This window comes from Mycolicibacter virginiensis, from assembly GCF_022374935.2.
Taxonomy (GTDB): domain Bacteria; phylum Actinomycetota; class Actinomycetes; order Mycobacteriales; family Mycobacteriaceae; genus Mycobacterium; species Mycobacterium virginiense.
Genome location: NZ_CP092430.2, coordinates 442,858 through 466,556, shown reverse-complemented (window position 1 = coordinate 466,556; position 23,699 = coordinate 442,858). Strand labels below are relative to the sequence as shown.

Here is a 23,699-nt window from a genome sequence, read left to right as displayed (position 1 = left end):
CCGGCACCACCACCGCCCGTTGCCGGATCGGCACCGCGCCGCTCGGGTCAGCAGCCGTGACGGTAGTTGCGGCGCAACGGTTTCCGGCGCACGATCGGCGCATGACAACCACAGCGAGCACCGCCAAGCCCGACTTCACCGAGTATTCGACGTTGAGGTACAAGATCGAATCCGCAGCCACCGCGGCCATGCGAGCAGCCGAGGAGTCCGGCGCGCTCGACGACGACCTCGACAGCCCGCTCAGCTGGGCGGCGAAAGCCGAGCAGGCGGACCGGATCTGGTCCGGCCTCTGCGCCGGCATCCAGTCGCTGGACCGGCTCGATCGCTGACCCGCCCCCACCACGCAGCCCCGGCCGCCCCACCCGGCCGGGGCTGTTTCACGTGCGGGTGTCGGTGCCAGCGGGGAGGATCGGACTATGAGCATCCCCGGATACGAGGTCGTGGCGGTCGAAGCGACCGGACCGACCACGATCCGAGTCAGCCACTTTGACGGGACCATTGCGGAGCATGACCTGACGCGCGTGATCACCCGCGGCGGGGTGTTCGCCGCGTTGGCTGATGAGGCGTTCTTTCGGGAGGTGCGGATCGATCACGGGGCGGTCACGTGGCCCGGTGAAATCGATTTGGCCCCCGACTCAATGTGGGACCACGCTCATGGCCGGTGCACGGGCTGTGGGTGGACGCGCGAGGAGACGCGGGTGGTTGCGTTGCCCGCCGCTCCGCTCCGCACCGTCGCGGAACTCGTCGCCGCACTACAAGAATTGGCCCCTGATCGCCTCGTAGTGGCTCCGGCGCCGCACGGGGGCTATGGGGCGATCAGGATCGACTCAGCGACGCTCCAGGAGCGGCGTGGGCAGCCGAGGGGTGAAGGGGTCTATGCACGGTCGGGGGTGTTGTCGGCGGGTGACACCGCCGTCGGGGCCGAGTTCGACGGCGTCGTGATCAGCTGGGAAGACGACCAGGCTCCGCGCCGACTGCAGGAGGAGCAGTGATGAGCGACAACGAAAACCGCAAACACCGCATCGTCGACACCGCTGATATTGCGGGAAAACTGATTTGGTTCCGGTGTCTGGAGCCGGGCGACGCATCCGGCGAATCGGAGTACACAGCCGAGATCCCTACCGGCCCCGTGAAGACCGTTGGAGAACTGGTCGAGAGGCTGAAGCACATCCCACCATCGACGCCGCTGCTCGGTTCAGGCTACGAGGGCGGCCTCACCACCCTCGGGATAAGCCTCATCGAGGCGCAGCAGCTGGATCGTCACGGCGAGCTGGACTGCCTTGGTGATCACGAGGAGGCGGCCGAAGCGCAGCGGCAGGCGGCGCTGAACACCGACGACTTCGAGCTGGCGATCGCACGGCTGCAGCCGCCGACGCTGGTCGGAGAACCGTTCTACGCCGTGCACCTCTACCGACCGGGGCGATGATGAGCGGTTACTCGCTTCCGAGCGCCGGTATCCCCAGCTCCCCGTGATTCACCAGCGGCAGGTACCGCACCCCGGCCGCTTCCATCGCCGCCGCTGCGCCGGCTCCGCGGTCCACCACCGGGATAGCTGCGACCACCGTCGCGCCGGCCGCCCTGACCGCCTCCAGTGCTTTGATCGTTGAGCCTCCGGTCGACACAACGTCGTCGACGAGCAGGACCATCGAATCGGCGCTGAGAGCGGCACCTTCGATCGCCCGGCCGTGCCCACGCGACTTCGGTTCCTTGCGCACTGAGAACCACTGCGCGTCAGAAGCCAGCGCGACTCCGACCGCGACGGCGTCGGCGCCCATCGTCAGCCCGCCAACGTGCGTGAAGTCGATGCCCTCTGCGGCGGCCAGCGCCACGATCGCCGCTGAAACCTGGCGCAACACCTGCGGATAACACAGCGCCGCTTTGACATCGACGTACCAGCTGCTGGTGGATCCGCTGGCGAGCGCGAACGGTTCGGCACGGCGGGAGACGGCATATCCGCGGAGCGAGTCGATCACGGTGGCGGGTACGGGCATGTACTGAACCTATCCGTCACAGATACCGGCCATCGCCAGGCAGCGCCGCCTTGTAGCGGCCGCTTCCGATCTCCGCCAGCAGCGCCGCTGTCGACAGCGGTTCACCACCAGCGGCGAGCACGGCGCGGCGGACGATCTCGCGAATATCTGAGCCGCTCGTCTCCGCCGGCAGCCGGGCCGCCACGGCGGCGGTGTCGACACCGCCAACGCCCGGCAGATCCGCCAGCAGGGCATCGAGAATGCGACCAGCGGCCGCCAGGTCGGGCGGCGACACGACCACCGCCGAATCCAGGCGTCCCGTGCGTATGGCCGCAGGGTCAAGGGAACTCGCGTCATTCGTCGATGCGAGGGTGAGGATTCTGGCCGTGTCAGGTGCGGCGTCCATCGCTTGCAAAAGCTCGCTCAACCCGCCGCCTCCCCGGCCCTTGCGGCGGTCGGAGGTCCAGAGGTCAAGGTCATCGAGAATCAGCACGACACCGCCCCCGAGTTTCACCGCCTCTTCGACGACTCTGGTCAGCAGCATCGCCCCAGCCTGTGCTTCAACGAAAATGGCGGTGAATCCAGAGGCGATCAACTCCTTCGCCACCACGGTGGAGATCGCGGTCTTCCCCACCCCCGGCGCCCCGCAGAGCAGGATCCCCCGGCGAGTGCCTAACCCGGCGGCCCGCAGCTGCTGGTGTTGATCACGTACAGCCGCGATTCCGAGATCGATCTCGCGCCAGATCTCGTCGCTGGCAATGATGCTGTCGCGGGTGATCGTTTCGGGCAGTTCGATCACGGAGAGTTCCAGTCCGCGACCGTAGCTGGCGCGGAGAGCTCGACCGCGGTAGGGGTTCAACATCTGCCCACGCTCCAGCAGCTGGTCCAGCACCTGGCGCGCGACCGCCTGATCTTCACGGCGGACGTGGGCCGTCACAGTGGGGTCATTGAGGCTGTCAGTACGCGTGTCGATTTCGACCACCACGGGCGCGTCGGCCGCCACGGTTCCGGCCGGGAAAGCTGCCCGGAGACGGTGCGGGTGATGGTAGGTATCAGTGCCGACCTCAGTCGTGGTCCACGAGGGCGGCTCGGAATAGCCGCCCGGCCCGATCTCAACCATGCCCTGGTGCTCGACGATCGATTCCGCGAGGGCTAGAGCGACGGTCAATCTCGACGTAGTAGTCAAGTCACGTTCTTCGTCGAGGACATCGCCAAGATTTTCAAGCCCCAGATGGCGGGCAGTGAAGCGTTCCGCTGACTCCGACCGGCCACTGTCGACCACACCGATCAGCAACTCGCCCAGCGCCCGCAAGGTGCTCTCCGTGATGGGGGCTTTCGAGGCCAGCCAGGCTTCGATGTCAGTGATGGGGGTGCGGTCTTCTGTGGGAGTTTCATTCACGGTGGTGCTCACGGTTACCGACGCTACGTGCGGGGGCTGACACTGCCCGTTGCCCTGCTGCTCCACGCTGTCACCGCCTCAGCTGTGCACTCATGCGCGCAGCCAGCTGCGCATCAGCCCCTTGCGCGGCGACGATGTAGCGCTCGGCTGCCGCTGAAGTCTTGTGCCGCAACCGCTGTTTCAGCTCTCCCGGAGTGGCGCCGGCCAACGCCGCGAGAGTGTTCCCGGTCCGTCGCAGATCGTGAAAAGTCAGATGCTCTAACCCCGTGGCCTTCCTGGCACGGTTCCAGCTCTCCCGCAGCGTGTCCGGAGAGCACGGCAAGTCAGCCGATCCCGCGGCGGTGAACAACCACGCTGTCGGGGCCGGTCCTACGTGATCCCGGAGGTGCTTCCACAGGGCTACCGACAGGTGCGGCGGAACCGTCACGCTCTCAGTAGATTTCTCCGCCTTTGTTCCCGCCTCGACCTTCGCGCCGCCGGTGCCGCGGCCGTGGATCACCCGGCGGCGGAGCATGAGCCGAATCGTCGGCGCGAACGGCGCCGGAGAGGCCGGGTCCACCACCGCGTCGCGCCGCTGCAAACCGACAACCTCCCCCGCCCTCAAACCGCACCACGCAGCGATCGGAATCGCCATCTTCAACCGCGCCGGCATCTCACCCGCTAATGAGTCGACTTCCGCCACGCTCGCGGTCTGCGGCTCCCGGGCCGGAACGTCGTTCAGCGCGCCCTTGATCCGCAACGGCTTCGCGGCGATCAACTGCCGGTCTATCGCGACCCCCAAGATCGCGCTGAGGGCCGCGTACACACGGCGGCGCTGTGTGGGATGTTCCGGACAGAGATCGACGAACCACTCGTCGCACATTTCTCGCGTCAGATCCGTGACCGCCAGATCGCCAAACTCCGGGAGGATGAACCGCCTGACTCGGGACGCCGACAGCGACCGATGACTCAAGCTCGGGATGGTCGACAGCCACACCTCGGCTAGTTCCCGGACCGTCGTCTGGCCGGCGGCGATCCGCGCCGCTTCGGCAGCCTCTTCCTCAAGCTGTGCCGGCGACTTCCAAACACCTCGTTCGATGTCGCTCTGTACCCCAGCAAGCCACCCGTCGGCGACCTTCTTCGTCGTGAACGTCACGGGCGCGGAATGTCGCTGTCCGTCGGGTCCGCGGTACCGCGCCTGGTACCGCCCGGACGGCAACTTGCGAATCGTGCCGAACTGGCGTGCCCTCTCACCCAAGATTCGTGCCCTTCCGTGCCCCACCCGTGCCCCACGGCGTGCCCCAAATTGCCCAACACGCGCAAAAGTACGTTATCGGACTACGGCACAGAAGGGCAGGTAGAAAGGGTTTTCAGCAGGTTAGGCGCGTGTCCGCAAACGCCGAAACGGATGCACCAGCAGCATCCGCGGGCTCAGCCGATGCCAGCCAGGCTCCGCGGTACTCACGTGGCGTCCTCGGTACCCAGCGCGGCGATGTCGGTCAGCTGCGCCACGATGCGGTCGGCGACGGCGGCATCCAGCGCCACGATGTGCACCGCACCCGCCGACGAGGCGGTGGTGACCCGCACATTGGCCAGCCCCAGCAGCCGATCCAGCGGGCCCCGGTAGGTGTCGACGGTCTGCACCCGCGAGATCGGCGCGATCCGGCGCTCCTGCACCAGCCACCCGGTGCGGGTGTAGACCGCCTGGTCACTGACGTCCCACCGGTGCACCCGGTAGCGCCACAGCGGCGCGATCACCGCCGACACCAACAGCCCCACTGCGGTGACTGCGAGCGCGGCGCCGTGCAGCCAGGCCAGCCGCTCGTCGACTATCGCCCAACCCAGCTGCAACAGCGCCAGAGTCAACCAGGGCACCGCACCGACCAGCGCCCAGACCAACGGCGCTCGGGGGCTGGGCGGATTGGTGGGATCGACCAGGCTGATCGCCGGGGATCCGTCTGCGTGCTGCGCCATGTAGGAGAGGATGTCAGGACGCAGGCCCCACCGCACCGTCGACCGCACGACCGGCGAAAAACCATCCGGCGCACGATCCGTCACGTGAGTATCGTTTGTCACATGAGTAGCCGGGATAAGTGGGCTGCGGAAGACGTGCCGGACCAAACCGGCCGCGTCGCGGTAATCACCGGCTCCAACACCGGAATCGGCTATCACACCGCGGAGATACTCGCCGGGCACGGCGCGTTGGTGGTGCTGGCTGTGCGCGACCTTGAGAAGGGTGACGCCGCGGCGAAACGGATCCACAGCGCCAGCCCGCAGGCACGCGTCGAGGTACAGGAACTCGACCTCAGCTCGCTCGCGTCGGTCCGCGAGGCCGCCGAGGCCCTGAGCACCGCCCATCCCCGCATCGATCTGCTGATCAACAACGCCGGCGTCATGTACACCCCTAAACAGCGCACCGACGACGGCTTCGAGCTGCAGTTCGGCGTCAATCATCTGGGGCACTTCGCGCTGACCGGCCTGCTGCTGCCGCGGATGATGCGAGTGAAGGGGTCCCGCGTGGTGACCGTCAGCAGCATGGCGCACCGGATCATGGCCGCGATCCACTTCGACGACCTGCAGTGGGAGCACGGCTACAACCGGATCTCGGCCTACGGTCAGTCCAAGCTGGCCAACTTGATGTTCACCTACGAACTGCAGCGCCGACTGGCCGCCAAACGCCGCTCGACCATCGCCGTCGCCGCGCACCCGGGCACCGCCAACACCGAACTGAACCGGCACCTGCCACCCCTACTGCGCCCCGCGGACCGCCTGCTGATGCCCCTGGTCGTGCAGAGCGCCGCGATGGGCGCATTGCCCACGCTGCGTGCCGCCACCGACCCCGAGGTGACCGGCGGGCAGTACTACGGTCCCAGCGGCATCGGTGAGCAGCGCGGATATCCCAAGCTGGTGGACGCCAGCAAGCAGGCGCACGAAGTCGAGTTGCAGCAGCGGTTGTGGGCTGTCTCGCAGGAGCTGACAGGAATCACCTTCCCGGTCTGAGTCAGACTGTCGGGATGCGATCCGTCGAAGAGCACCAACGGGCCGTCACCGAGCTGATCCAGGCCCGCCCACCGGCCACGGTCGCACTGGCCGATGCCGAGGGACTGGTACTGGCCGCGGACGTGATCGCACCGATCTCGCTGCCGGTCTTCGACAACTCCGGGATGGACGGCTATGCCGTGCTCACCGACGACATCGCCAACGCGACACCCGAATCGCCGGTGAGTCTGCCTGTCACCGAAGATATTCCGGCCGGACGTACCGATATCCCGACGCTGACACCGGGCACCGCGCACCGCATCATGACCGGAGCGCCGATCCCGTACGGCGCCGACGGGGTGATTCCCGTCGAGGCCACCGACGGCGGCATCGACGTGGTCCAGATCAACGCCGCCACCGCCAAGGGCCGCCACATCCGTCGGGCCGGCGGCGACGTCGCTGAGGGCGCCACGGTGCTCTGGGCGGGGCAACTCGTCAGTGCGCCGGCGGCCGGCCTGGCCTCGGCACTGGGTCTGCCCGAGCTGACGGTGCGGCCCCGGCAACGCGTGCTGGTGATCTCCACCGGTTCCGAACTGATCAAACCCGGCACTCCGCTGGCGCCCGGCCAGATCTATGAATCCAACGGGGTGATGCTGTCGGCCGCGGTACGTGACGCCGGCGCCGAGGTGGTGGCCGCCGTGACGGTCGCCGACGACACCGCCGCATTCACCGACGTCCTCGACCGCTACGGCGTACGGGACGGGGCGGTGGATCTGGTGATCACCAGCGGCGGGGTCAGCGCGGGCGCCTACGAGGTGGTCAAGGACGTCTTCGGCCGCGATGGCGACCAGGGCGTGCACTTCGTCAAGGTGGCGATGCAGCCCGGGATGCCGCAGGGCATCGGGCGGGTGGGCTCGCCTGGGTCCGGAGCGGCCATCATCACGCTGCCGGGCAACCCGGTCAGCGCCCAGGTGTCCTTCGAGGTCTTCGTCCGGCCCGCGCTGCGCCGCGCGATGGGCCTGTCTAAGCCGGATCGCCCGCGCCGCACCGCGGTACTGAGCGAGAAACTGGTCTCACCGGCCGGCAAGCGGCAGTTCCGGCGCGGGCTGCTCAACTACGAAACCGGGACGGTCACCAACTACGGGCCGCCTGCGTCGCACCATCTGCGCTACCTGGCTTCGGCCAACTGCCTCCTGGACATCGCCGACGAGGTGACCGAGCTGCCGGTTGGCACCGAGGTGGAAGTCTGGGACCTGACCGGGTGAGCCGAACCTGGGACCAACGCACAAACCGGATAAAGACCGCAGCTTCTAAGATGGCCCAATGGCCAGACGCCCCCGCGCAGCAGATGATCCCGGCGGTCTTCGGCACCTGATCGAGCTGGTGCGCTCGACGGTGCCGCCGATGCACAGCGCCGGGCTGCCTTTCGTCGGCAGTGCGCTGGGCGTGGCGCTGCTGGGCCGCAAACAGCCTTGGCTGCGCGGCGCCGGGTTGCTGGCTGCGGGCGCCTGCGCCGGGTTCTTCCGGCATCCGCACCGGGTTCCACCGACCCGTCCCGGTGTGGTGGTGGCTCCCGCCGATGGCGTGGTCTGCCTGGTCGACTCGGCACCTCCACCGCCGGAGCTGGACCTGCCCGATACTCCGTTGCCGCGGGTCAGCATCTTCATGTCGGTGTTCGACGCGCACGTACAGCGGGCTCCAATCGGCGGTGAGGTGATCGAGGTGCTGCACCGGGCCGGCCGGTTCGGGTCCGCGGATCGCGCCGAAGCCGCCGAAGACAACGAGCGCAACAGTGTGCGGATCCGCACCGCTGACGGCACCGAGGTGATCGCCGTGCAGGTCGCCGGGCTGGTGGCCCGGCGCATCCTCTGCGACACCCGGCCCGGTGACCATCTGGCGATCGGCGATACCTACGGCTTGATCCGCTTCGGTTCACGCCTCGACGTCTACCTGCCGGTCGGGACGCAGCCGCTGGTCGGCGTCGGCCAGCGCATGGTCGCCGGCGAGACCGTCCTGGCCGACCTGTCATGACGACTCCTGCCCAGCAGGCCCGCAGCCGGGGCCCGGTGGGTCTGCACATCCTGCCCAGTTCCATGACGGTGCTGGCGATCTGCGCCGGGCTGACGTCGATCAAGTACGCGCTGGACGGGCAGCCGCACCTCGCGATGGCCCTGATCGCCGCCGCCGCCATCCTCGACGGCCTGGACGGCCGGGTGGCCCGCATCCTGGACGCGGAGTCGCGGATGGGCGCCGAGATCGACTCTCTGGCTGACGCCGTCGACTTCGGGGTGGCGCCCGCGGTGGTGATCTATGTGACGCTGCTGTCGACACAGCCGGCGGGCTGGATCGTGGTGCTGCTGTATGCGGTGTGCGTGGTGTTGCGGCTGGCCCGGTTCAACACCCTGCTCGACGACGCCACCCTGCCGGCCTACACCCGGGAGTTCTTCGTCGGCATGCCCGCCCCGGCCGGCGCCATCACCCTGATGGGCCTGTTGGCAGCCAAGCTGGAGTTCGGCGACGGATGGTGGACATCGCAATGGTTCACCTGCATCTGGGTGGTGGGCACGTCGATGCTGTTGGTCAGCCGAATCCCGATGCGCAAGATGCACGCCGTCTCGGTACCGCCGCACCTGGCCGCCGTGCTGCTGGCGGTGCTGGCACTGGTGGCCGCGGCGGCATTCCTGTTCCCCTACGTGCTGGTGCTGGTGCTGATCGGGGCCTACCTGTGCACCATTCCGTTCTCGGTCCGCAGCCAGCGCTGGGTTGCCGCACACCCGGAGGCGTGGGAAGACGCCCCCAAGGAGCGCCGGGCCGCGCGGCGGGCGATCCGCCGGGCGCAGCCGAACCGCCGTCCCGGCGTGCGGCGCGGCATCCGACGTCCCAGTGGGCAGTCGATGGCCCGGCTGCGGCTGCGCAAACCAGGTCGCTGAGCTACCGCAGGCAGTAGTCCCGGGTCGCCGTCTCCAGCGCCCGCCGGTAGAACTCGTCGAGCTGGCGTGTAACGCTGACGGTTCGGGTTGCCTCGCCGAGTTCCCCGGCGCAATCCGGTGAGTGCAGCAGCTCCCAGCGCTGGCCGATCTGGGCCAGCATGACCTCGTTGAAGCCGTCGATGCGCGCCCGCGAGGCCGCCAGTTCGGGCGCGGTGGATGGGGCGGCCGCCGGGTCCAGCTTCCACTGGGCGAACCGGTAGTGCTCAGCGGCCTCGGTCGCGGCGATCTGGTCGGCGAAGATCCGCCGCACGTAGTCGGGGTCGAGGTTTTTCCCAGCGGCCTCGGTCGCCAGCTTCGCCAACTGCTGCCCGACTCGAGCCGGGTCCTCGATGGCGCCGCCGGTCTGCCATTTGATCGCCGCCACGTCGTCGGCAACCTGCAGCCGCTGGGCGGCGGCGTCCACCAGGTCGGACAACGGGGATACACCGTCGGCCCCGGCCGGGGCCGGGACACTCAGCAGGGTGACCGCACAGATCGCCGAAATCAGCACGCCGGACCGCATGGCTCTATTCAAGCGTTCGCAGACGATCCGCCTGTTACCGGGGAGGCCGCCCGGTGCTATGCCGATAATGTCCGGGTGGGTTCCACGCAAGAGCGCGAAGAAGACCGCCGGGTCGACACCTCCCGGCACCTGACGCTGATCGCCCGACTCAACACCTCCGCCGTCGACGCCCGCCGTGGCGTGGTACGACTGCACCCCGAAGCCGTTGCCGCCCTGGGCATCCGGGAGTGGGATGCGGTCTCGCTGACCGGTTCGCGCACGACGTCGGCGGTAGCGGGGCTGACGAGTCCGGGCGCCCCGGCCGGTGTGGCGCTGCTCGACGACGTGACACTGTCCAACGCCGGCCTGCGCGACGGCACGCAGGTCGTCGTGGCCGCGGTGACCGTCTACGGCGCCCGCTCGGTGACACTGAGCGGGTCAGCGCTGGCCTCCCAGACGTTGTCGCCCACCACATTGCGCCAGGCGTTGCTGGGCAAGGTGATGACCGTCGGCGATGCGGTCTCCCTGCTGCCCCGCGACCTCGGGCCCGGCACGTCCACCTCGGCGGCCACCGCCGCATTGGCATCGGCCGTCGGCATCAGCTGGACCTCGGAATTGTTGACGGTCACCGGTGTGGATCCGGCCGGGCCGGTCAGTGTGCAGCCCAACTCGCTGGTCACCTTTGGTAGCGCCCCCACCGCACCGGTGACGACTGTCGCCAAGCCGCCCGTCCCGGCCCGCATCGCCATCGACGAACTCAAGGGCTGCGAAGCGCAGGCCGCCAAGCTCGCCGAATGGCTCAAGCTCGCGCTCGATGAACCGCAGCTGTTGAAAACCCTGCGTGCGGGGACGAATCTCGGCGTGCTGGTATCGGGGCCGGCCGGGGTGGGTAAGACGACCCTGGTCCGGGCGGTGTGTGAGGGGCGCCGGCTCATCGAGCTGGACGGTCCCGAAATCGGGGCGCTGGCCGCCGATGAGCGGCTGGCCGCGGTGCGGTCGGCGGCGACGCAGGTGTGCAACGGCGGCGGGGTGCTGCTGATCGCCGATGTCGACACGCTGCTGCCCGAACCGTCAGAACCGGTGGCGACGCTGATCCTCGCCGAATTGCGCAATGTGGTGGCCACCGAAGGGGTGGCGTTCATCGCGACGTCGGCACTTCCGGACCATGTCGATCCTCGACTGCGGGCGCCCGAATTGTGCGATCGCGAGATCCGGCTGAGTCTGCCCGACGGCGCGACCCGGGCAGCGCTGTTGGCCACCCTACTCATCTCGGTTCCCACCACGGAGCTGATCTTGGGTGAGATCGCAGAACGCACACCGGGTTTCGTGGCCGCAGACCTCGCCGCACTGGTTCGCGAGGCGGCACTGCGGGCGGCGTCGCGGGCCAGCGACAACGATGAGGACCCGAAGCTCACCCAGCAGGACCTGGTCGGAGCGCTCAGCGTGATCCGGCCGCTGTCGCGCTCGGCGGCCGCAGAGGTGTCCGTCGGATCAGTCACCCTCGACGACGTCGGCGACATGGTCGCCACCAAGCAGGCACTGACCGAAGCGGTGCTGTGGCCGCTGCAGCACCCGGACACGTTCACCCGCCTAGGCGTCGACCCTCCGCACGGCGTGCTGCTCTACGGCCCGCCCGGCTGCGGCAAGACCTTCGTGGTGCGCGCCCTAGCGGGGTCCGGTCGCGTCAGTGTGCATTCCGTCAAAGGCGCGGAGCTGATGGATAAATGGGTGGGCAGCAGTGAACGAGCGGTGCGGGATCTGTTCCAGCGCGCCCGCGATTCAGCGCCATCGCTGGTGTTCCTCGACGAGATCGATGCCCTGGCACCGCGGCGTGGGCAAAGCTTCGATTCCGGGGTCACCGACCGGGTGGTGGCCGCGCTGCTCACCGAGCTTGACGGCGTCAACCCGCTGCGCGACGTGGTGGTGGTCGGTGCCACCAACCGGCCCGAGCTGATCGACCCGGCGCTGACCCGTCCGGGCCGGCTGGAGAAGCTGGTATTCGTCGAACCGCCGGATGCCGATGCCCGCCGCCAGATCCTGCGGGTGTCCGGCAAATCCGTTCCGCTGCATGACGACGTCGACCTCGACGTGCTGGCCGCGGATCTGGAGGGTTACAGCGCCGCGGACTGTGTGGCACTGCTGCGCGAAGCTGCCCTGACTGCGATGCGGCGCAGTATCGACGCCGCCGACGTCACCGTGGCCGACATCGCCACGGCACGCGAAAACGTCCGCCCCTCACTGGATCCCGCACAGGTTGACGCACTGCGCTCGTTCGCCGACAACCGCTGAGCTCGGAACAGCCGAGTTCAGGAGACCTCGACCAACGCGGCAAGCCGGGACAACGAGGCCGCGAGCTTGCCCGCGGTGGTGGCCCGGGCGCGAGCGAGACGATTCGGGTCGGACAGCTCCGACCAATCGTAGGTGTGGGTTACTCGAGTGCGCGCCGGCCCGAGCGGCTCGAGCTCCCACCGCCACAGGTGCCCCGGCGGGTCACACCCGGGGGCCGCTGGGCGCCAGGCGATACGGCGTCCCTCCTCGAACTCCACTACGTGGTTCTCCCGGACCGTTCCCATGGTCAGCGTCATGGTGAAGACATCCCCGACGGCATGAACCCGTTGGCCGGGTGCGGCTTCGGCCAGATTCGCGTTGCCGTCCCAGCGCGGCTGCCGGGCCGGGTCGGCGATGAAGTCGAAGATCAGCTTCGCTGGCGCCGCGATCACCCTGCTGGCGCTGACGACCTTCGCCGGCAGTGACGACCCGACCCGATGCAAGGTGCCTTCGGGGTCGATATAGGCGAATTCCCTGAGCTGGTAGTCGGTGTCGACCGGTTCGACGAAGCGCCCCGGCACGCCCGACGCCGACCATTGCGCGTAGAGGGCGTCGGCGTCGTCGACATAGAAGTACACACTGGCGGCGGTGCGCAGCGGATCGTGCTCGGCCCACTCGGAAAGGTGCAACGAAACCGGTCCGCGATCGGCGAATCCGTATCGGGCCGGGCCGCCGTAGTGGTTGACGGTGAAGCCGAGCCGACGGTAGCGGTCCAGTGCAGCGTCGAGGTCTCGCACGGGAATGATCGGTGCGACCGAGGTGAACTCGATGTCGGCCATAGCGTCAGCGTACGTCGAGGCGCCACCAGCTAGCGGCCGCTCTGTTGCTCGTATCCGCTGGTGAGCCAGTACAGCGCTCGATCCAGGCTGGGCAGCATATCGGTGATGGCGATCTCGCCGGCGGCGAACCGCGCGGACAACCCGTACACCAGGTTGGAGATGATGACGTCCAGGTCGGCGATGAAGGCTTCGTCGACGTCGGACATGGCCGCCCGCATTGCGGGTCCCACCGCGTCCAGGCCGCGGCGAACCAAGGCGTCACCGCCGGGGGCCGACCGTGCCCGAACGTAGGCCGTCAGCATCGCCGGATGCCGCTCCCAGGGCTCGAAGATGGTGCGGTACAAGCTCATCAGCGCCGCATAGATGGATTCGCCCGGCTCGCGTGCGTGCGGCGCGATACCCGAGTAGCGGTTCTGCTGCATCCAGCTGTCCAGCGCCGCCAAGATCAGTTCGTCGCGGGTTGCATAGCGCTTGTAGATGGTCGCCAGTGACATCCGGGCGCGGCGGGCCACCTCACGCAGCTGGACCGCTTCATAGCCCTCGGTCTCCAGGATCTCGACCACGATGGCCAAGATCCGGTCTTCCGCACTGTCCACTAAAAACCCCTTGCCGCCGTTGAGTAACCAGGTTACCGTAGCCCGCATGGGTTCACTGAATGGGCAGGTTGCGTTCATCACCGGCGTTGCGCGTGGGCAGGGCCGCAGCCATGCGGTGCGGCTGGCCGCCGAGGGCGCCGACATCATCGGGGTCGATATCTGTGCCGATATCTCTTCCACCGGCTATCCGATGGGCTCCCGCGAAGAACTCGACGAGACCGTGGCTTTGGTGGAAGCCCAGGGCGGCAAGATGCTCGCCTCGATTGCCGACGTCCGCGACTTTCCGACCCTGAAGGCGGCACTGGATGCCGGCGTGGAGCACTTCGGCCGCCTCGACATCGTCTGCGTCAACGCGGGTATCGCCACGATGGCGTTTCGCGAGCTGACCGACGACGAAGATCTGCAGTTGTGGACCGACGTGCTCGACGTCAATCTCGTCGGCGCGTTCCACACCGCCAAGGCCGCGATTCCACACCTGATCGCCGGCAACCGCGGCGGATCGATCGTGTTCACCAGCTCGACTGCCGGGCTGATCGGATTCGGCGGCACGCAAGGCGGCGGCCTGGGCTACGCCGCCTCCAAGCACGGCATCGTGGGCCTGATGCGCACGCTGGCCAATGCTCTGGCGCCGCACAGCATTCGGGTCAACAGCGTGCATCCGACCGGGGTGAACACCATGATGGCGGTCAACCCGGCGATGACCGAGTTCCTGCAGAACTATCCCGGCGGCGGGCCGCACCTGCAGAATTCGCTGCCAGTGCAGTTACTCGAGCCCGAGGACATCAGCGCGGCCATCGCCTACCTGGTGTCGGACGCCGGCAAGTACGTCACCGGGGTGACGCTGCCCGTCGACGCAGGGTTCTGCAACAAGCTATGAGCGGGCGGGTCACCGGCAAGAAGGTATTGGTCACCGGAGCCGCACGGGGAATGGGGCGCAGCCACGCGGTGCGGCTGGCCGAGGAAGGCGCCGACCTGATCCTGGTCGATGTCTGCGCGTCGCTTCCCGAGGTCGACTATCCGCTGGCCACGATCGAAGACCTCGACGAGACGGCCGATTTGGTGCGACAGCGCGGGCGCCGTGCCGTCACCCACGTCGTGGACGTGCGTGACGCCGCGGCCCTGGCCGCCGCGGTCGACGAGGGGGTCGCCCAGTTGGGCGGCCTGGACGCCTCGATCGCCAATGCCGGCGTGATCACCGCCGGCACCTGGGACACCACCACCTCGGCACAGTGGCGCACCGTTGTCGATGTGAACCTGATCGGCACCTGGAATACCTGTGCGGCGGCGCTGCCGCATCTGGTTTCCCACGGCGGCAGCCTTATCAACATCAGCTCGGTGGCTGGGTTGAAGGGCAGCCCTTTGCACACGCCCTATACCGCGTCCAAGCACGGTGTCGTCGGCATGAGCCGGGCGCTGGCCAATGAGCTTGCCGCGGTGAATGTTCGGGTCAACACTGTGCATCCCACCGGAGTGGAGACCGGGATGCGCCCGGACGGGCTGCACGGGCTGCTGGCCGAGACCCGCTCCGATCTGGCCCCGATCTTCAGCAACGCCTTGCCGATCGTGATGACCGAGGCGCGCGACGTGAGCAACGCGGTGCTGTTCCTAGTCTCCGACGAATCCCGGCACGTGACCGGGCTGGAATTCAAAGTCGATGCCGGCGTCACCCTGCGGTGAGGCGGGGCGCGGTGCCCACGCCTTCGCCGAGCTGCTGAGGCTGCCGGTGCCCGCCGACACCACGTCCGCGGCGGCGACCCTCCTGGATTTCGTATTCGAGCAGGTCTGGCAACGGCCAGGATTGAGTCGCCGGGATCGATGGTTCGTCGCCCTGCCGTGTGTTGCTGCCGCCGACACCGAACAGCCGCTGCGCGAACATATCTACGCCGCCCTGATCAACGGCGACGTGACGATCGACGAGATGCGCGAAACCGTTCTGCATTTCGCGGTGTACTCGGGCTGGCCCAAAGCATCACTGTTCAACATGATCGTCGACGAACAGTGGGCACGCATCCACGCCGACCGGGGAGAGCCGGTTCCTCCTGCGGCGCCGCTGCTACCGCTGACCACGCCGAGCGATCCCGAAGCACGACTACAGGTCGGAGAACAGTCCTTCCGTGACGTCAACTGCCTGCCCTTCGCCCCGGTGCGCGACGACCCGTATTCGGGTGCGGGCATTCTGAATTTCGTATTCGGTGAGATGTGGCTGCGGCCCGGGCTGGGCATGAAACAGCGGCGCCTGGTGACCGTGGCGTGTGTGGCGTTTCAGGACGCGCCGTACCCGATCCTCAGCCACGTCTATGCCGCGCTGAAGAGCAAGGACGTCTCGTTCGACGAGATGGACGAAGTAGCACTGCATTTCGGCGCCTATTACGGCTGGGCGAAAGCCTCGCGGCTGATGCAGGTGATCGCAGAACAGAAGCAGCGCGTCACGCAGGAGTGGGCCGCAGCGGATTAGCCCACCGGGTCGAATTCAATGTGCAGCTCCGTCAACCCGCGCAACAGAAACGTGGGCTCATAGGAGTAACGCCGCCGATCGGCGGGCCCGTGGTGGGCCTCGCTGATCCTGATGTCACGCATCCGGTCCAGCATGCGGTGAATCGTGATGCGCCCCTCGACCCGAGCCAGCGGAGCGCCGGCGCAGGTATGGATGCCACGACCGAATGCGATGTGCTCACGCACGTTCTTGCGGTCCAGCCGGAACTCGTCGGGGTTGGCGAACTTGCGCGGATCCCGGTTCGCCGCACCCAGACACAGCATCAGCACGGTGCCGGCTTTGATCGGCACCCCGCCCAGCGTGGTGGTCTTGCGGGCGAGTCGAAAGTCGATCTTGGTAGGACTCTGGATTCGCAGCGCCTCCTCGATGAATGCGGGGATCAGCGCCGGATTGTCGCGCAACGTCTGCTGCAGATCGGGTCGATCACCCAGGGTTTGCACCGCCGCGCCCAGCAACTTGGTGACGGTCTCCTGACCGGCGCCGAACAGGAAGGTGGCCGGGTGAACCACCTCCAGCAGGTCCGGCGTTGAACCGTCGGGGTAGGTCGCGGCGGCCAGGCTGCTGAGCACGTCGCCACGAGGCTCCCGCCGCCGCTCGGTGAGGTAGCCGCTGAACTTCTCGTCGAGGTAGTGCAGCGGATTGAGGCCCACCGGAGTCCCATCAAGGGAGCCCACATGCTGCCCCTCCCGATGGCCAGCACCCAGCGCACGGCGGAACTCGGCGCGATCCTCCTCGGGGACGCCGAGTAGGTCCGTGATGGCCAGGGTCGCATACGGTTTGGCGTAGTCGAACAGGAACTCACAGGCACCCGTACCGATGAATTCGTCAAGCTGGGTATCGGTAAGCCGCCAGATGAACTCCTCGTTCTCCTTCAGCCGCTTCGGGGTGAGCAGCCCGGCCAGCAACGAGCGGGCCCGGGTGTGCGCCGGCGGGTCCATCACCACAACGTGCTCGAAGATCGGGAACTCATGCCGGTGCGCCTCGATCTGCTCGGTGATGTCGTCGCCCGCCGGCTCGAACGGCAACGGAGGAAACGGCCCCCCGATGGCATTGACCGCCGAGAACGACTCGTGGTCTTTGAAGGCGGCGAGCACCTCGTCGTACCCGGTGACGGCAACGACGCCGTGATGCGGCTCGGTGAACACCGGCCCGCATCCGCGCAGGTAGTCGTAATAGGCATAGGGATCCTGGGTGACCGCTTGGTCGGAGAAGTAATCCACTGTCGCGAGATCCACCATCACCCGTCCTTTGCTCGCGTCGCGACCTCATCGCGCTGATCGATCGATCAAATTGCTAGAATGCGTCATGCCTACCACGCGCGGCGCCGGACGGTCAAGCAATCGCAGCTCCGGACTGTCCTGATGACGGCTCCGCGCAAGGCCAAATCGACCGACAACGCCACTCGGCGCCGCCTGATCGAGGCGACGGCCCGACTGATGCGCGACGAGGGCTACGCCGCGGCGACGTCACGGCGGGTCGCCGCCGAGGCCGGCGTGCGCCAGGCCCTGGTCTACTACTACTTCCCCACCATGGATGATCTCTTCGTCGAAGTGCTGCGGGCCGGCGCCGAGGTCGCGCTGGACCAGATGCGCGCCGCCCTGACCGACGATGATCCGCTGCGTGCACTGTGGACGATCAACAGCGATGCACGCATGACCAGCCTGAACACCGAATTCATGGCGCTGGCCAACCATCGCAAGGCCATCCGCGCCGAACTCAAGGCCTACGCCGAGCGAGTACGCGACATCGAGACCGCGGCCGTCACGGTGGCGCTGCGCGCCAACGGCGTCGATCTGGCCGAGTTTCCCCCGACCGCGATCTCGATGCTGATCGCCCAGACCGCCCGCAACCTGTGCAACGAGAGCGCCGTCGGTGTCACCCGGGGGCACGACGAACTGCGCGCACTGATCGACCGCCAATTGGGCCGATTGACACCGCCGCCTGCCGGTTCCTGACCCGCACCGCCGCGGCTCCCTTGTCGGAACTCCCCTGCCGCCCCACTGCTGCCGCCGTGCTGATCGATCGACCAGCAAAACAGCGACAGCGCGCTCGGCTCGCGCGGGAGCACCGATATTCGGATGCATGGGCCGCGTTCCCCGAGGTACCTTCGTCTGCCCGGAGGACGAAAGAGATCATGCTCACCGACACGATGCCTGAACGGCTGCTAGGCGCCCGCCGGTCGTTCATTCTCGCGACCATCGTCGCGATGGCCAGCGCCGGACTGTGGGTGCCGCTGATCTTCTTGTTCTTCACCCTCGGGCGCGGGCTGCCACTGACCGGGACCGGCGTCGCCGCCACCCTGGGCAACACCGTCGCACTCATTTTTGGGGTGCTGGTGTCGGGCCGCACGGTTGACCGGTTCGGTCCGTTTCGAACCATGGCGCTGGCCGGCGTCGGGGCCTCCGGCGCCTTCGTGGGTTTCCTGTGCACCCATACCCTGGCCGAGGTGGCGATCTTCTCGTTCGCCGCAGCACTGAGCGCGAACCTGTTCTTCACCGCCGATCCCGAGGCCGTCCAGCGGCTGACCCGCGACCACGACGACCGCACCCAACTGTTCGCGCTGCTCACCTCGGTTCGGGTGCTCGGGTTCGGTCTCGGCGCATTGGCGGCGACCGCGGGCCTGGCCATCGACCGGAACGGCGGATGGTTCTGGACCGCCTTGGTGGCGACCATCGCCGCGGGCGAACTCACCACCGGCCTGCTGTTCTGGCGGCTGCGTTGGATCGACCACGCCGTCGGCGAGGACGAGTCGGCGGACTGCGAGCCGCCGCGCTACCGCGACGTGTTGCGCCAGGGCCCTTTCATGGCATTCATCGCCGGGGTGTTCGTCATCGCGCTGACCACCATCGGCATGGATACGGCGCTGCCACTGTTCATGCTGTCGGTGGGCCTGCCCGCCTGGTCGACGACGGTGGCCTACCTGTTCATCTGCGTCATGGTTGCGATAGCGGCGCGCTGGGTCGCCCGAATCGGCTCACGGGTCCCGCACCTTCAGATCTTGTCATGGTCGACCGCGCTGTGCTCGATCAGTTTCCTGGTGATCGATCTCCTCGCCGGCATCCAAAACGCCGTACCGGCAGTTCTTTTCGCCGTACTGGCGATCGGGCTGACGCTCTTCAGCGTGTCCGACGCAGCCGGCAACGCGCTCAGCGCGAACATCATGCTGACGTTCGCGCCCAATGAATCGTCTGGACGACACGCCTCGCTGCTGCAGACGGCGTGGGCCGCTGCGACCGCGGTTGCCCCTGGCTTATATGCCGCCCTGTTCTCCGCGGGACGCATCCTGCCCTGGCTGGCCAGTTCGGCTCTGCTGGCCGCAGCGGCGGCGGTATTCGGCGCGGTGTACAGCAAAACCCGTTGACTCTGCATCCAGGGCGGTGGCTACTCGGGCACTTTGCCGCCCTGGATGCAGAGTCAACGAGGGATGTCGAATTCGACTCGCGCGGAAACGGTCTCAATCGCCTCGTACAACGCCGCGAAGCGGTCGGACAGCGACGGCGCTGCCAGCACCGCGTAGCGGTCGGCCTCCCCCATCGGGACCCGGCAGGCCAGCGAGTACAGCCGCTGCACCGGATCCAGCGAGCGCAGGCGTCGACCCCCCAGCAGACTGTTGCGCCCCGGCATCACCCAGCGCCGCTCGGCTTGGGCCATCCGCTTGTGCAGCGCGACGATGCGGTCTTCGAGCGCACCGAACTGCTTGTCAGTCACCGGTTCTGACGGCTCGTCGGGCCACACCTCGGTGATCGCCCGCGGGTAGGGATCGTCGGCGAGCCAGTCCCGCACCCGGATCCGCTCCCCGGTCAGGCAACGCAATGCGTACCGGCCTGCCCCGAGTTCGGTGCACTGGGTGATGCTGGCTATCGCGCCGACGTCGTTGCGCTGCTCACCACCGCCCACCTCACGACCCCGAGCGATCAGCACCACCCCGAAGCGCGGATCGCCGCTGCGCATCAGGTCGCCGACCAACACGGTGTAGCGCAACTCGAAGATCCGCAGCGATAGCTCCTCGCCGGGCAGCAACACCCACTCCAGCGGGAACATCGGCAGTTCCATCACGAGATATCGAGCTCGCCCACCAGTGCATCGACCACGGCACGCAGATCGCCGTCGTGTTCCTCGGCGACCCGGCGCTGGCGCTGGTACGACGCGCCCGTTCGATAGATGTCGGCGACAGCGGCCAACTCGTCGGCGCAGTGCAGACGCTGTGCGACCGGTTCCAACCGGTTGAGCAGCTCATCGAGATCCTCGGTGACCAGCCGCTCGTTGCTGTCGGCATCGAGGATGATCTCGGCGTCCAGCCCGTAGCGGGCCGCGCGCCACTTGTTCTCCTGCACATGCCAAGGTGGCATGGTGGGCAGGGATTCGTCGGCTTCCAGCCGCCGGTCCAGATCGACGATCAGGCAGTGCGTCAGCGCCACCAGAGCACCCAGCTCACGCAGGTTGGACACCCCGTCGCACACCCGTACTTCGATGGTGCCCAGATGTGGTGATGGCCGGATGTCCCAACGGATCTCGTTGGTGTGATCGATGATCCCGGTCTTCTTCTGGTCGTAGACGAAACCCTCGAACTCTTCCCAAGTCTGGAATTGGAACGGCAGCCCCGCCGTGGGCAACTGCTGGAACATCATCGCGCGGTTGCTGGCGTAACCCGTGTCGTGGCCGTCCCACCACGGCGACGACGCCGACAACGCCAGCAGGTGCGGATAATGCTGCAACAACGACGAGATGATCGGCATCACCTTGTAGGACGAGGAGACACCGACGTGGACGTGCACGCCCCAGATCAACATCTGCCGGCCCCACCACTGGGTGCGTTTGATCAGTTCGGCGTAGCGCGGTGCATCGGTCAGCTTCTGTGCCGACCACTGCGCGAACGGGTGGGTGCCCGCGCCGAACAGCTCCATGCCCCGGGCGTGCACGATCGGCCGCGTCGTGGTCAGCGTCTGACGCAAGTCCTCGATAGCCTCGCCGGTGTTGTCGCAGATACCCGTGACGAGCTCGACGGTGTTGCGCAGCAATTCCTTGTGCACACGCGGATTCTCGCCGAGCTCGGACAAGACCGCGCTCGCTTCGTTGCTCAGATCACGCGTCTGGGCGTCGACAAGAGCCAGCTCCCATTCCACGCCGATGGTGGGGCGGGCGCTGCGAGCGAACTCGATTCGGGCTTCCGATCTCGAGGAAGCCCAGTTCGGCGGGCTATCCGGCGCCGATGACACCACACGCAATCCGCTTTCCGGCATCTCCGGTGGTCAGCGTGGTCTGGTCCGGGCCGGGCGTGCCGTTGACCTGCGTGTAGCGGTCTGCCGGGATGTTCGCGAAGTTGTCGTCGTCGGCGTGGACGATGAGCGAGGTCCCGTCGCCGGCCAGCAGTTCAGCTTTGGTGAACGAGTCGGTGGTGGTGACCAACAGCCCACTGCCGTCGGAGCGCACCTGCAGCGACGTCAGGTCGCCACTCTGCGGGTGCTCGTTGTGGCCAGGCGCCTGGAAGTGCCCACCAGCCGACAGGAAGGCACCGGGCGCGCCGCCGGTGGGCGCCACCGACTCTGCTTCACACTTACCGACGGCGTGGATGTGCAGGCCGTGGAAACCGGGCGACAGCACCCCGCTGCTGGTGGTCCGCACGGTCACGGTGGCGAACTCCTTGCCGCCGGCCTTGCTGAACTCGAACGTCGCGGTGGCGACCTGGCCGCCGTCGGGGGTCGTCAGGTGCGCGACGAGATTGTCCGAGCCGCCCGAGCCACCCGATTCGGACTCGGTGGCCGACGGCGCCGCCGACCCGGTCCAGATGGCCGGCGTGGTGCCGGGCGCGTCGGAAGGCAGCTGGTTGGGACTGCACGCCGCCAACAGCATGGCCGGGGTGGCGAAGAAGACGGCGGTGAGAGCTCTGCGGTGTCCTGTGACCATGCGAGGAGCTTAACCCGCGACCACCACGATGACGCCCGGTGGTTGCTCGGCCACGTCGGGGATGCGCGGCTCGACGGCGGCTCCCAGCACCTGGCCCACCGAATGAGCCGCGTCCTGCTCGCCCTCGGCGTCGCTGAAATAGACGGTGGTCTGGGTGACCTCGGGCAGTTCGAGGTTCCCGATCTCGGTCACGTTCCAGCCCGCTTCGCGCAGCCGATCGGCGGTGTGCCCGGCCAGCCCCGCCTGTTCAGAGATGTTGAAGACCCGCACGTCGGACTTGTGCGCCGGGCGTTCGGGTTTGGCCGGCGCCGAGGTCGTGGTGACGGGCTGCGCGGTCGTCGAGTGGTCGGCGTCGTCGTCGGTGCTCGACGATCCGAGGGCTTGAAACCCGACCAGCAGGAAGACGGTGCCCAAGAACAGCAGCACCATCACCATCGCCCGCAGCGGGAGTCGAGAGGAGTCAGGAACGTGGTCGTTCATTGCGCCCACTGTATCGAGGAGCGGGCCATGACCTATAAACGCCCAGGAATCAAGGTGTCAGGCACTCAGGTGATGTCGAAACCGAGCCGGCGCGCGGCACGCGCCTTCTGGCGACTGGACCGCAACCTGCGCAGCCGCTTGACCAGCATCGGGTCGGCCGCCAGGGCCTCTGGCCGGTCGACGAGCGCGTTGAGGACCTGGTAGTACCGGGTCGCTGACAGCGCGAAGCGTTCCTTGATGGCCTCTTCCTTGGCGCCGGCGTACTTCCACCAGTCCCGTTCGAAGGACAGGATGTCGTGTTCGCGACGGCTCAGACCGTCTGCGGGTTCCGAATCGTCCCCTGAGCGATTCGCCTGCGCCTGGGCGCCGTCCATATCGATTCCTGGACCCTTCCGGAAAGTTCTCTCGCTGCAAACGTTCGGTTGTTTTCGGCGGAGTGTTCTGAGCGAATATTGAATCACGGCAGGCTGTGTTGAACCGGGAGCCCGCCCCGCGCGTCGCCCGTGGCCGCTGTACTTGACACCCACCGGTCACCAACCCGGCGGTTCCAGCTTCGCCTCTCCTCCGTCGAGCCTCGCTAAACCGCCCAGCTACCCGGCGGTTCCAGCTTCGCCTCTCCTCCGTCGAGCCTCGCTAAACCGCCCAGCTACCCGGCGGTTCCAGCTTCGCCTCTCCTCCGTCGAGCCTCGCTAAACCGCCCACCTAAGATTTGCGGTCATGGCCGTCCTACCCATCCGCATTGTGGGCGATCCCGTCCTGCACACTCCGACCAGCCCGGTGCCCGTCGCCGCTGACGGCTCGTTGCCGGCCGACCTCGGCGAGCTGATCACCTCGATGTACGAGACCATGGACGCCGCTAACGGCGTCGGCTTGGCCGCCAATCAGATTGGCGTGGGGCTGCGGGTCTTCGTCTACGACTGTGCCGACGACCGCCGCTCCACCACGCGGCGCCGTGGTGTGGTGGTCAACCCGGTGCTCGAGACCTCCGAACGCCCCGAAACCATGCCCGACCCCGATGAGGACGACGAGGGCTGCCTGTCGGTGCCCGGCGAATCGTTTCCGACCGGTCGGGCGCAGTGGGCGCGGGTCACCGGACTGGACGCCGACGGCAACCCGGTCACGTTGGAAGGCACCGGGCTGTTCGCCCGGATGCTGCAGCACGAGACCGGCCACCTCGATGGCTTGCTCTACCTGGACATGCTGGTAGGCCGGAACGCCCGCGCCGCGAAACGGACGGTGAAGGCCAACGGCTGGGGTGTGCCCGACCTGTCCTGGATGCCGGGCGACGTGCCCGATCCGTTCGGTCACTGACGAGCCGTT

At 67.6% G+C, this 23,699-nt stretch carries 27 protein-coding genes and 1 pseudogene; 14 read left to right on the top strand and 14 right to left on the bottom strand.

Annotated features, from left to right (window positions below; all coding sequences use genetic code 11):
* Positions 1-101: 101 nt before the first annotated feature.
* The 3 genes from MJO54_RS02245 to MJO54_RS02235 all read left to right on the top strand — a co-directional run bounded on the left by MJO54_RS02245 (position 102) and on the right by MJO54_RS02235 (position 1,426).
* Positions 102-329 (top strand): hypothetical protein, encoded by a 228-nt coding sequence (locus tag MJO54_RS02245; RefSeq protein ID WP_240175562.1) that lies wholly within the window; start codon positions 102-104, stop codon positions 327-329.
* Positions 330-416: 87 nt separating this feature from the next.
* Positions 417-992: a DUF2442 domain-containing protein gene (locus tag MJO54_RS02240; protein WP_240175561.1), complete on the top strand. Its 576-nt coding sequence runs from the start codon at positions 417-419 to the stop codon at positions 990-992.
* Positions 992-1,426 (top strand): hypothetical protein, encoded by a 435-nt coding sequence (locus MJO54_RS02235; protein ID WP_240175560.1) that lies wholly within the window; start codon positions 992-994, stop codon positions 1,424-1,426. The genes MJO54_RS02240 and MJO54_RS02235 overlap by 1 nt, the downstream gene beginning before the upstream one ends.
* 7 nt (positions 1,427-1,433) lie before the next feature.
* Here MJO54_RS02235 and pyrE read toward each other — a convergent pair whose 3' ends face one another.
* The 4 genes from pyrE to MJO54_RS02215 form a co-directional block, all read right to left on the bottom strand.
* Positions 1,434-1,991: an orotate phosphoribosyltransferase gene (gene pyrE, locus MJO54_RS02230; protein ID WP_240175559.1), complete on the bottom strand. Its 558-nt coding sequence runs from the start codon at positions 1,989-1,991 to the stop codon at positions 1,434-1,436.
* A gap of 16 nt (positions 1,992-2,007) precedes the next feature.
* Positions 2,008-3,381 carry an AAA family ATPase gene (locus MJO54_RS02225; protein ID WP_240175558.1) on the bottom strand — a complete coding sequence of 458 codons (1,374 nt, stop codon included), beginning with the start codon at positions 3,379-3,381 and terminating at the stop codon, positions 2,008-2,010.
* A gap of 58 nt (positions 3,382-3,439) precedes the next feature.
* Positions 3,440-4,630, bottom strand: coding sequence for a tyrosine-type recombinase/integrase (locus MJO54_RS02220; RefSeq protein WP_491562443.1), 1,191 nt, complete (start codon positions 4,628-4,630; stop codon positions 3,440-3,442).
* Positions 4,631-4,809: 179 nt separating this feature from the next.
* Complete coding sequence (locus tag MJO54_RS02215) at positions 4,810-5,322, bottom strand: PH domain-containing protein (RefSeq protein ID WP_105294971.1); 513 nt, start codon at positions 5,320-5,322, stop codon at positions 4,810-4,812.
* A gap of 102 nt (positions 5,323-5,424) precedes the next feature.
* Here MJO54_RS02215 and MJO54_RS02210 point away from each other — a divergent pair, with 102 nt between their 5' ends.
* Genes MJO54_RS02210 through pssA form a run of 4 tightly spaced genes read left to right on the top strand, consistent with a single transcriptional unit; the run spans position 5,425 to position 9,257 of the window.
* Complete coding sequence (locus MJO54_RS02210; protein WP_240175556.1) at positions 5,425-6,348, top strand: SDR family NAD(P)-dependent oxidoreductase; 924 nt, start codon at positions 5,425-5,427, stop codon at positions 6,346-6,348.
* 14 nt (positions 6,349-6,362) lie between these two features.
* Entirely contained in the window at positions 6,363-7,592 is a 1,230-nt protein-coding gene (moeA, locus tag MJO54_RS02205) for a molybdopterin molybdotransferase MoeA (protein ID WP_240175555.1), read from the top strand.
* Between the two features lie 58 nt (positions 7,593-7,650).
* The gene (locus MJO54_RS02200) at positions 7,651-8,358 is read left to right on the top strand and encodes a phosphatidylserine decarboxylase (RefSeq protein WP_105294963.1); all 708 of its coding nucleotides are present in this window, start codon (positions 7,651-7,653) and stop codon (positions 8,356-8,358) included.
* A complete protein-coding gene (gene pssA, locus MJO54_RS02195; RefSeq protein ID WP_046283103.1) occupies positions 8,355-9,257 on the top strand; it encodes a CDP-diacylglycerol--serine O-phosphatidyltransferase in 903 nt (300 codons plus the stop codon). Before MJO54_RS02200 ends, pssA begins: the two co-directional genes overlap by 4 nt.
* A gap of 1 nt (position 9,258) precedes the next feature.
* On the opposite strand, the gene MJO54_RS02190 is transcribed toward pssA, so the two are convergent.
* On the bottom strand, positions 9,259-9,819 hold the full coding sequence (locus MJO54_RS02190) for a chorismate mutase (protein ID WP_046283102.1): 561 nt from the start codon (positions 9,817-9,819) through the stop codon (positions 9,259-9,261).
* 75 nt (positions 9,820-9,894) lie between these two features.
* Here MJO54_RS02190 and MJO54_RS02185 point away from each other — a divergent pair, with 75 nt between their 5' ends.
* Positions 9,895-12,087, top strand: a complete 2,193-nt coding sequence (locus MJO54_RS02185) for an AAA family ATPase (RefSeq protein ID WP_105294964.1) — start codon at positions 9,895-9,897, stop codon at positions 12,085-12,087.
* A 17-nt stretch (positions 12,088-12,104) separates the two neighbouring features.
* On the opposite strand, the gene MJO54_RS02180 is transcribed toward MJO54_RS02185, so the two are convergent.
* The 3 genes and pseudogenes from MJO54_RS02180 to MJO54_RS02175 form a co-directional block, all read right to left on the bottom strand.
* Positions 12,105-12,548 carry an SRPBCC family protein gene (locus tag MJO54_RS02180; RefSeq protein WP_409429471.1) on the bottom strand — a complete coding sequence of 148 codons (444 nt, stop codon included), beginning with the start codon at positions 12,546-12,548 and terminating at the stop codon, positions 12,105-12,107.
* A 3-nt stretch (positions 12,549-12,551) separates the two neighbouring features.
* Positions 12,552-12,896: pseudogene (locus tag MJO54_RS23725) on the bottom strand (bleomycin resistance protein); the annotation flags it as partial.
* Positions 12,897-12,934: 38 nt separating this feature from the next.
* A complete protein-coding gene (locus tag MJO54_RS02175) occupies positions 12,935-13,549 on the bottom strand; it encodes a TetR/AcrR family transcriptional regulator (protein ID WP_046283100.1) in 615 nt (204 codons plus the stop codon).
* On the opposite strand from MJO54_RS02175, the gene MJO54_RS02170 reads away from it, so the two are divergent.
* From MJO54_RS02170 to MJO54_RS02160, 3 genes are read left to right on the top strand one after another with little or no spacing between them, the layout of a single operon-like run.
* A complete protein-coding gene (locus tag MJO54_RS02170; protein WP_046283099.1) occupies positions 13,548-14,378 on the top strand; it encodes a mycofactocin-coupled SDR family oxidoreductase in 831 nt (276 codons plus the stop codon). The two genes, MJO54_RS02175 and MJO54_RS02170, sit on opposite strands and share 2 nt — an antisense overlap.
* Positions 14,375-15,178, top strand: a complete 804-nt coding sequence (locus tag MJO54_RS02165; RefSeq protein ID WP_046283098.1) for a mycofactocin-coupled SDR family oxidoreductase — start codon at positions 14,375-14,377, stop codon at positions 15,176-15,178. Before MJO54_RS02170 ends, MJO54_RS02165 begins: the two co-directional genes overlap by 4 nt.
* Complete coding sequence (locus MJO54_RS02160) at positions 15,156-15,956, top strand: carboxymuconolactone decarboxylase family protein (RefSeq protein ID WP_105294968.1); 801 nt, start codon at positions 15,156-15,158, stop codon at positions 15,954-15,956. The genes MJO54_RS02165 and MJO54_RS02160 overlap by 23 nt, the downstream gene beginning before the upstream one ends.
* Here MJO54_RS02160 and MJO54_RS02155 read toward each other — a convergent pair.
* Positions 15,953-17,233 carry a cytochrome P450 gene (locus tag MJO54_RS02155; RefSeq protein ID WP_064891238.1) on the bottom strand — a complete coding sequence of 427 codons (1,281 nt, stop codon included), beginning with the start codon at positions 17,231-17,233 and terminating at the stop codon, positions 15,953-15,955. The genes MJO54_RS02160 and MJO54_RS02155 overlap by 4 nt on opposite strands.
* 123 nt (positions 17,234-17,356) lie before the next feature.
* Between MJO54_RS02155 and MJO54_RS02150 the strand changes: the two genes are divergently transcribed.
* Positions 17,357-17,950: a TetR/AcrR family transcriptional regulator gene (locus MJO54_RS02150; protein WP_064891236.1), complete on the top strand. Its 594-nt coding sequence runs from the start codon at positions 17,357-17,359 to the stop codon at positions 17,948-17,950.
* 179 nt (positions 17,951-18,129) lie between these two features.
* Complete coding sequence (locus MJO54_RS02145) at positions 18,130-19,356, top strand: MFS transporter (RefSeq protein ID WP_240175554.1); 1,227 nt, start codon at positions 18,130-18,132, stop codon at positions 19,354-19,356.
* Between the two features lie 53 nt (positions 19,357-19,409).
* On the opposite strand, the gene MJO54_RS02140 is transcribed toward MJO54_RS02145, so the two are convergent.
* From MJO54_RS02140 to napA, 5 genes are all read right to left on the bottom strand, one after another.
* Positions 19,410-20,048 (bottom strand): LON peptidase substrate-binding domain-containing protein, encoded by a 639-nt coding sequence (locus MJO54_RS02140; RefSeq protein ID WP_046283094.1) that lies wholly within the window; start codon positions 20,046-20,048, stop codon positions 19,410-19,412.
* Entirely contained in the window at positions 20,048-21,235 is a 1,188-nt protein-coding gene (locus tag MJO54_RS02135) for a glutamate--cysteine ligase (RefSeq protein WP_234821516.1), read from the bottom strand. The genes MJO54_RS02140 and MJO54_RS02135 overlap by 1 nt, the downstream gene beginning before the upstream one ends.
* Positions 21,192-21,899, bottom strand: a complete 708-nt coding sequence (gene sodC / locus MJO54_RS02130; RefSeq protein ID WP_064889090.1) for a superoxide dismutase[Cu-Zn] — start codon at positions 21,897-21,899, stop codon at positions 21,192-21,194. Before sodC ends, MJO54_RS02135 begins: the two co-directional genes overlap by 44 nt.
* Positions 21,900-21,908: 9 nt before the next feature.
* On the bottom strand, positions 21,909-22,379 hold the full coding sequence (locus MJO54_RS02125) for a LytR C-terminal domain-containing protein (RefSeq protein ID WP_105294969.1): 471 nt from the start codon (positions 22,377-22,379) through the stop codon (positions 21,909-21,911).
* Between the two features lie 65 nt (positions 22,380-22,444).
* Positions 22,445-22,753 (bottom strand): nucleoid-associated protein NapA, encoded by a 309-nt coding sequence (napA, locus tag MJO54_RS02120; RefSeq protein WP_046286987.1) that lies wholly within the window; start codon positions 22,751-22,753, stop codon positions 22,445-22,447.
* 343 nt (positions 22,754-23,096) lie between these two features.
* Between napA and MJO54_RS02115 the strand changes: the two genes are divergently transcribed.
* Positions 23,097-23,690, top strand: a complete 594-nt coding sequence (locus tag MJO54_RS02115) for a peptide deformylase (RefSeq protein WP_046286988.1) — start codon at positions 23,097-23,099, stop codon at positions 23,688-23,690.
* The last annotated feature ends 9 nt before the right edge of the window (positions 23,691-23,699 follow it).

Coding starts and splice junctions, on each gene's coding strand:
- MJO54_RS02245 (WP_240175562.1), top strand. CDS start 102: ATGACAACCACAGCGAGCACCGCCAAGCCCGACTTCACCGAGTATTCG.
- MJO54_RS02240 (WP_240175561.1), top strand. CDS start 417: ATGAGCATCCCCGGATACGAGGTCGTGGCGGTCGAAGCGACCGGACCG.
- MJO54_RS02235 (WP_240175560.1), top strand. CDS start 992: ATGAGCGACAACGAAAACCGCAAACACCGCATCGTCGACACCGCTGAT.
- pyrE (WP_240175559.1), bottom strand. CDS start 1,991: ATGCCCGTACCCGCCACCGTGATCGACTCGCTCCGCGGATATGCCGTC.
- MJO54_RS02215 (WP_105294971.1), bottom strand. CDS start 5,322: ATGGCGCAGCACGCAGACGGATCCCCGGCGATCAGCCTGGTCGATCCC.
- MJO54_RS02210 (WP_240175556.1), top strand. CDS start 5,425: ATGAGTAGCCGGGATAAGTGGGCTGCGGAAGACGTGCCGGACCAAACC.
- moeA (WP_240175555.1), top strand. CDS start 6,363: ATGCGATCCGTCGAAGAGCACCAACGGGCCGTCACCGAGCTGATCCAG.
- MJO54_RS02200 (WP_105294963.1), top strand. CDS start 7,651: ATGGCCAGACGCCCCCGCGCAGCAGATGATCCCGGCGGTCTTCGGCAC.
- pssA (WP_046283103.1), top strand. CDS start 8,355: ATGACGACTCCTGCCCAGCAGGCCCGCAGCCGGGGCCCGGTGGGTCTG.
- MJO54_RS02190 (WP_046283102.1), bottom strand. CDS start 9,819: ATGCGGTCCGGCGTGCTGATTTCGGCGATCTGTGCGGTCACCCTGCTG.
- MJO54_RS02170 (WP_046283099.1), top strand. CDS start 13,548: ATGGGTTCACTGAATGGGCAGGTTGCGTTCATCACCGGCGTTGCGCGT.
- MJO54_RS02175 (WP_046283100.1), bottom strand. CDS start 13,549: ATGCGGGCTACGGTAACCTGGTTACTCAACGGCGGCAAGGGGTTTTTA.
- MJO54_RS02165 (WP_046283098.1), top strand. CDS start 14,375: ATGAGCGGGCGGGTCACCGGCAAGAAGGTATTGGTCACCGGAGCCGCA.
- MJO54_RS02160 (WP_105294968.1), top strand. CDS start 15,156: ATGCCGGCGTCACCCTGCGGTGAGGCGGGGCGCGGTGCCCACGCCTTC.
- MJO54_RS02155 (WP_064891238.1), bottom strand. CDS start 17,233: ATGGTGGATCTCGCGACAGTGGATTACTTCTCCGACCAAGCGGTCACC.
- MJO54_RS02150 (WP_064891236.1), top strand. CDS start 17,357: ATGACGGCTCCGCGCAAGGCCAAATCGACCGACAACGCCACTCGGCGC.
- MJO54_RS02145 (WP_240175554.1), top strand. CDS start 18,130: ATGCTCACCGACACGATGCCTGAACGGCTGCTAGGCGCCCGCCGGTCG.
- MJO54_RS02140 (WP_046283094.1), bottom strand. CDS start 20,048: ATGGAACTGCCGATGTTCCCGCTGGAGTGGGTGTTGCTGCCCGGCGAG.
- MJO54_RS02135 (WP_234821516.1), bottom strand. CDS start 21,235: ATGCCGGAAAGCGGATTGCGTGTGGTGTCATCGGCGCCGGATAGCCCG.
- sodC (WP_064889090.1), bottom strand. CDS start 21,899: ATGGTCACAGGACACCGCAGAGCTCTCACCGCCGTCTTCTTCGCCACC.
- MJO54_RS02125 (WP_105294969.1), bottom strand. CDS start 22,379: ATGAACGACCACGTTCCTGACTCCTCTCGACTCCCGCTGCGGGCGATG.
- napA (WP_046286987.1), bottom strand. CDS start 22,753: ATGGACGGCGCCCAGGCGCAGGCGAATCGCTCAGGGGACGATTCGGAA.
- MJO54_RS02115 (WP_046286988.1), top strand. CDS start 23,097: ATGGCCGTCCTACCCATCCGCATTGTGGGCGATCCCGTCCTGCACACT.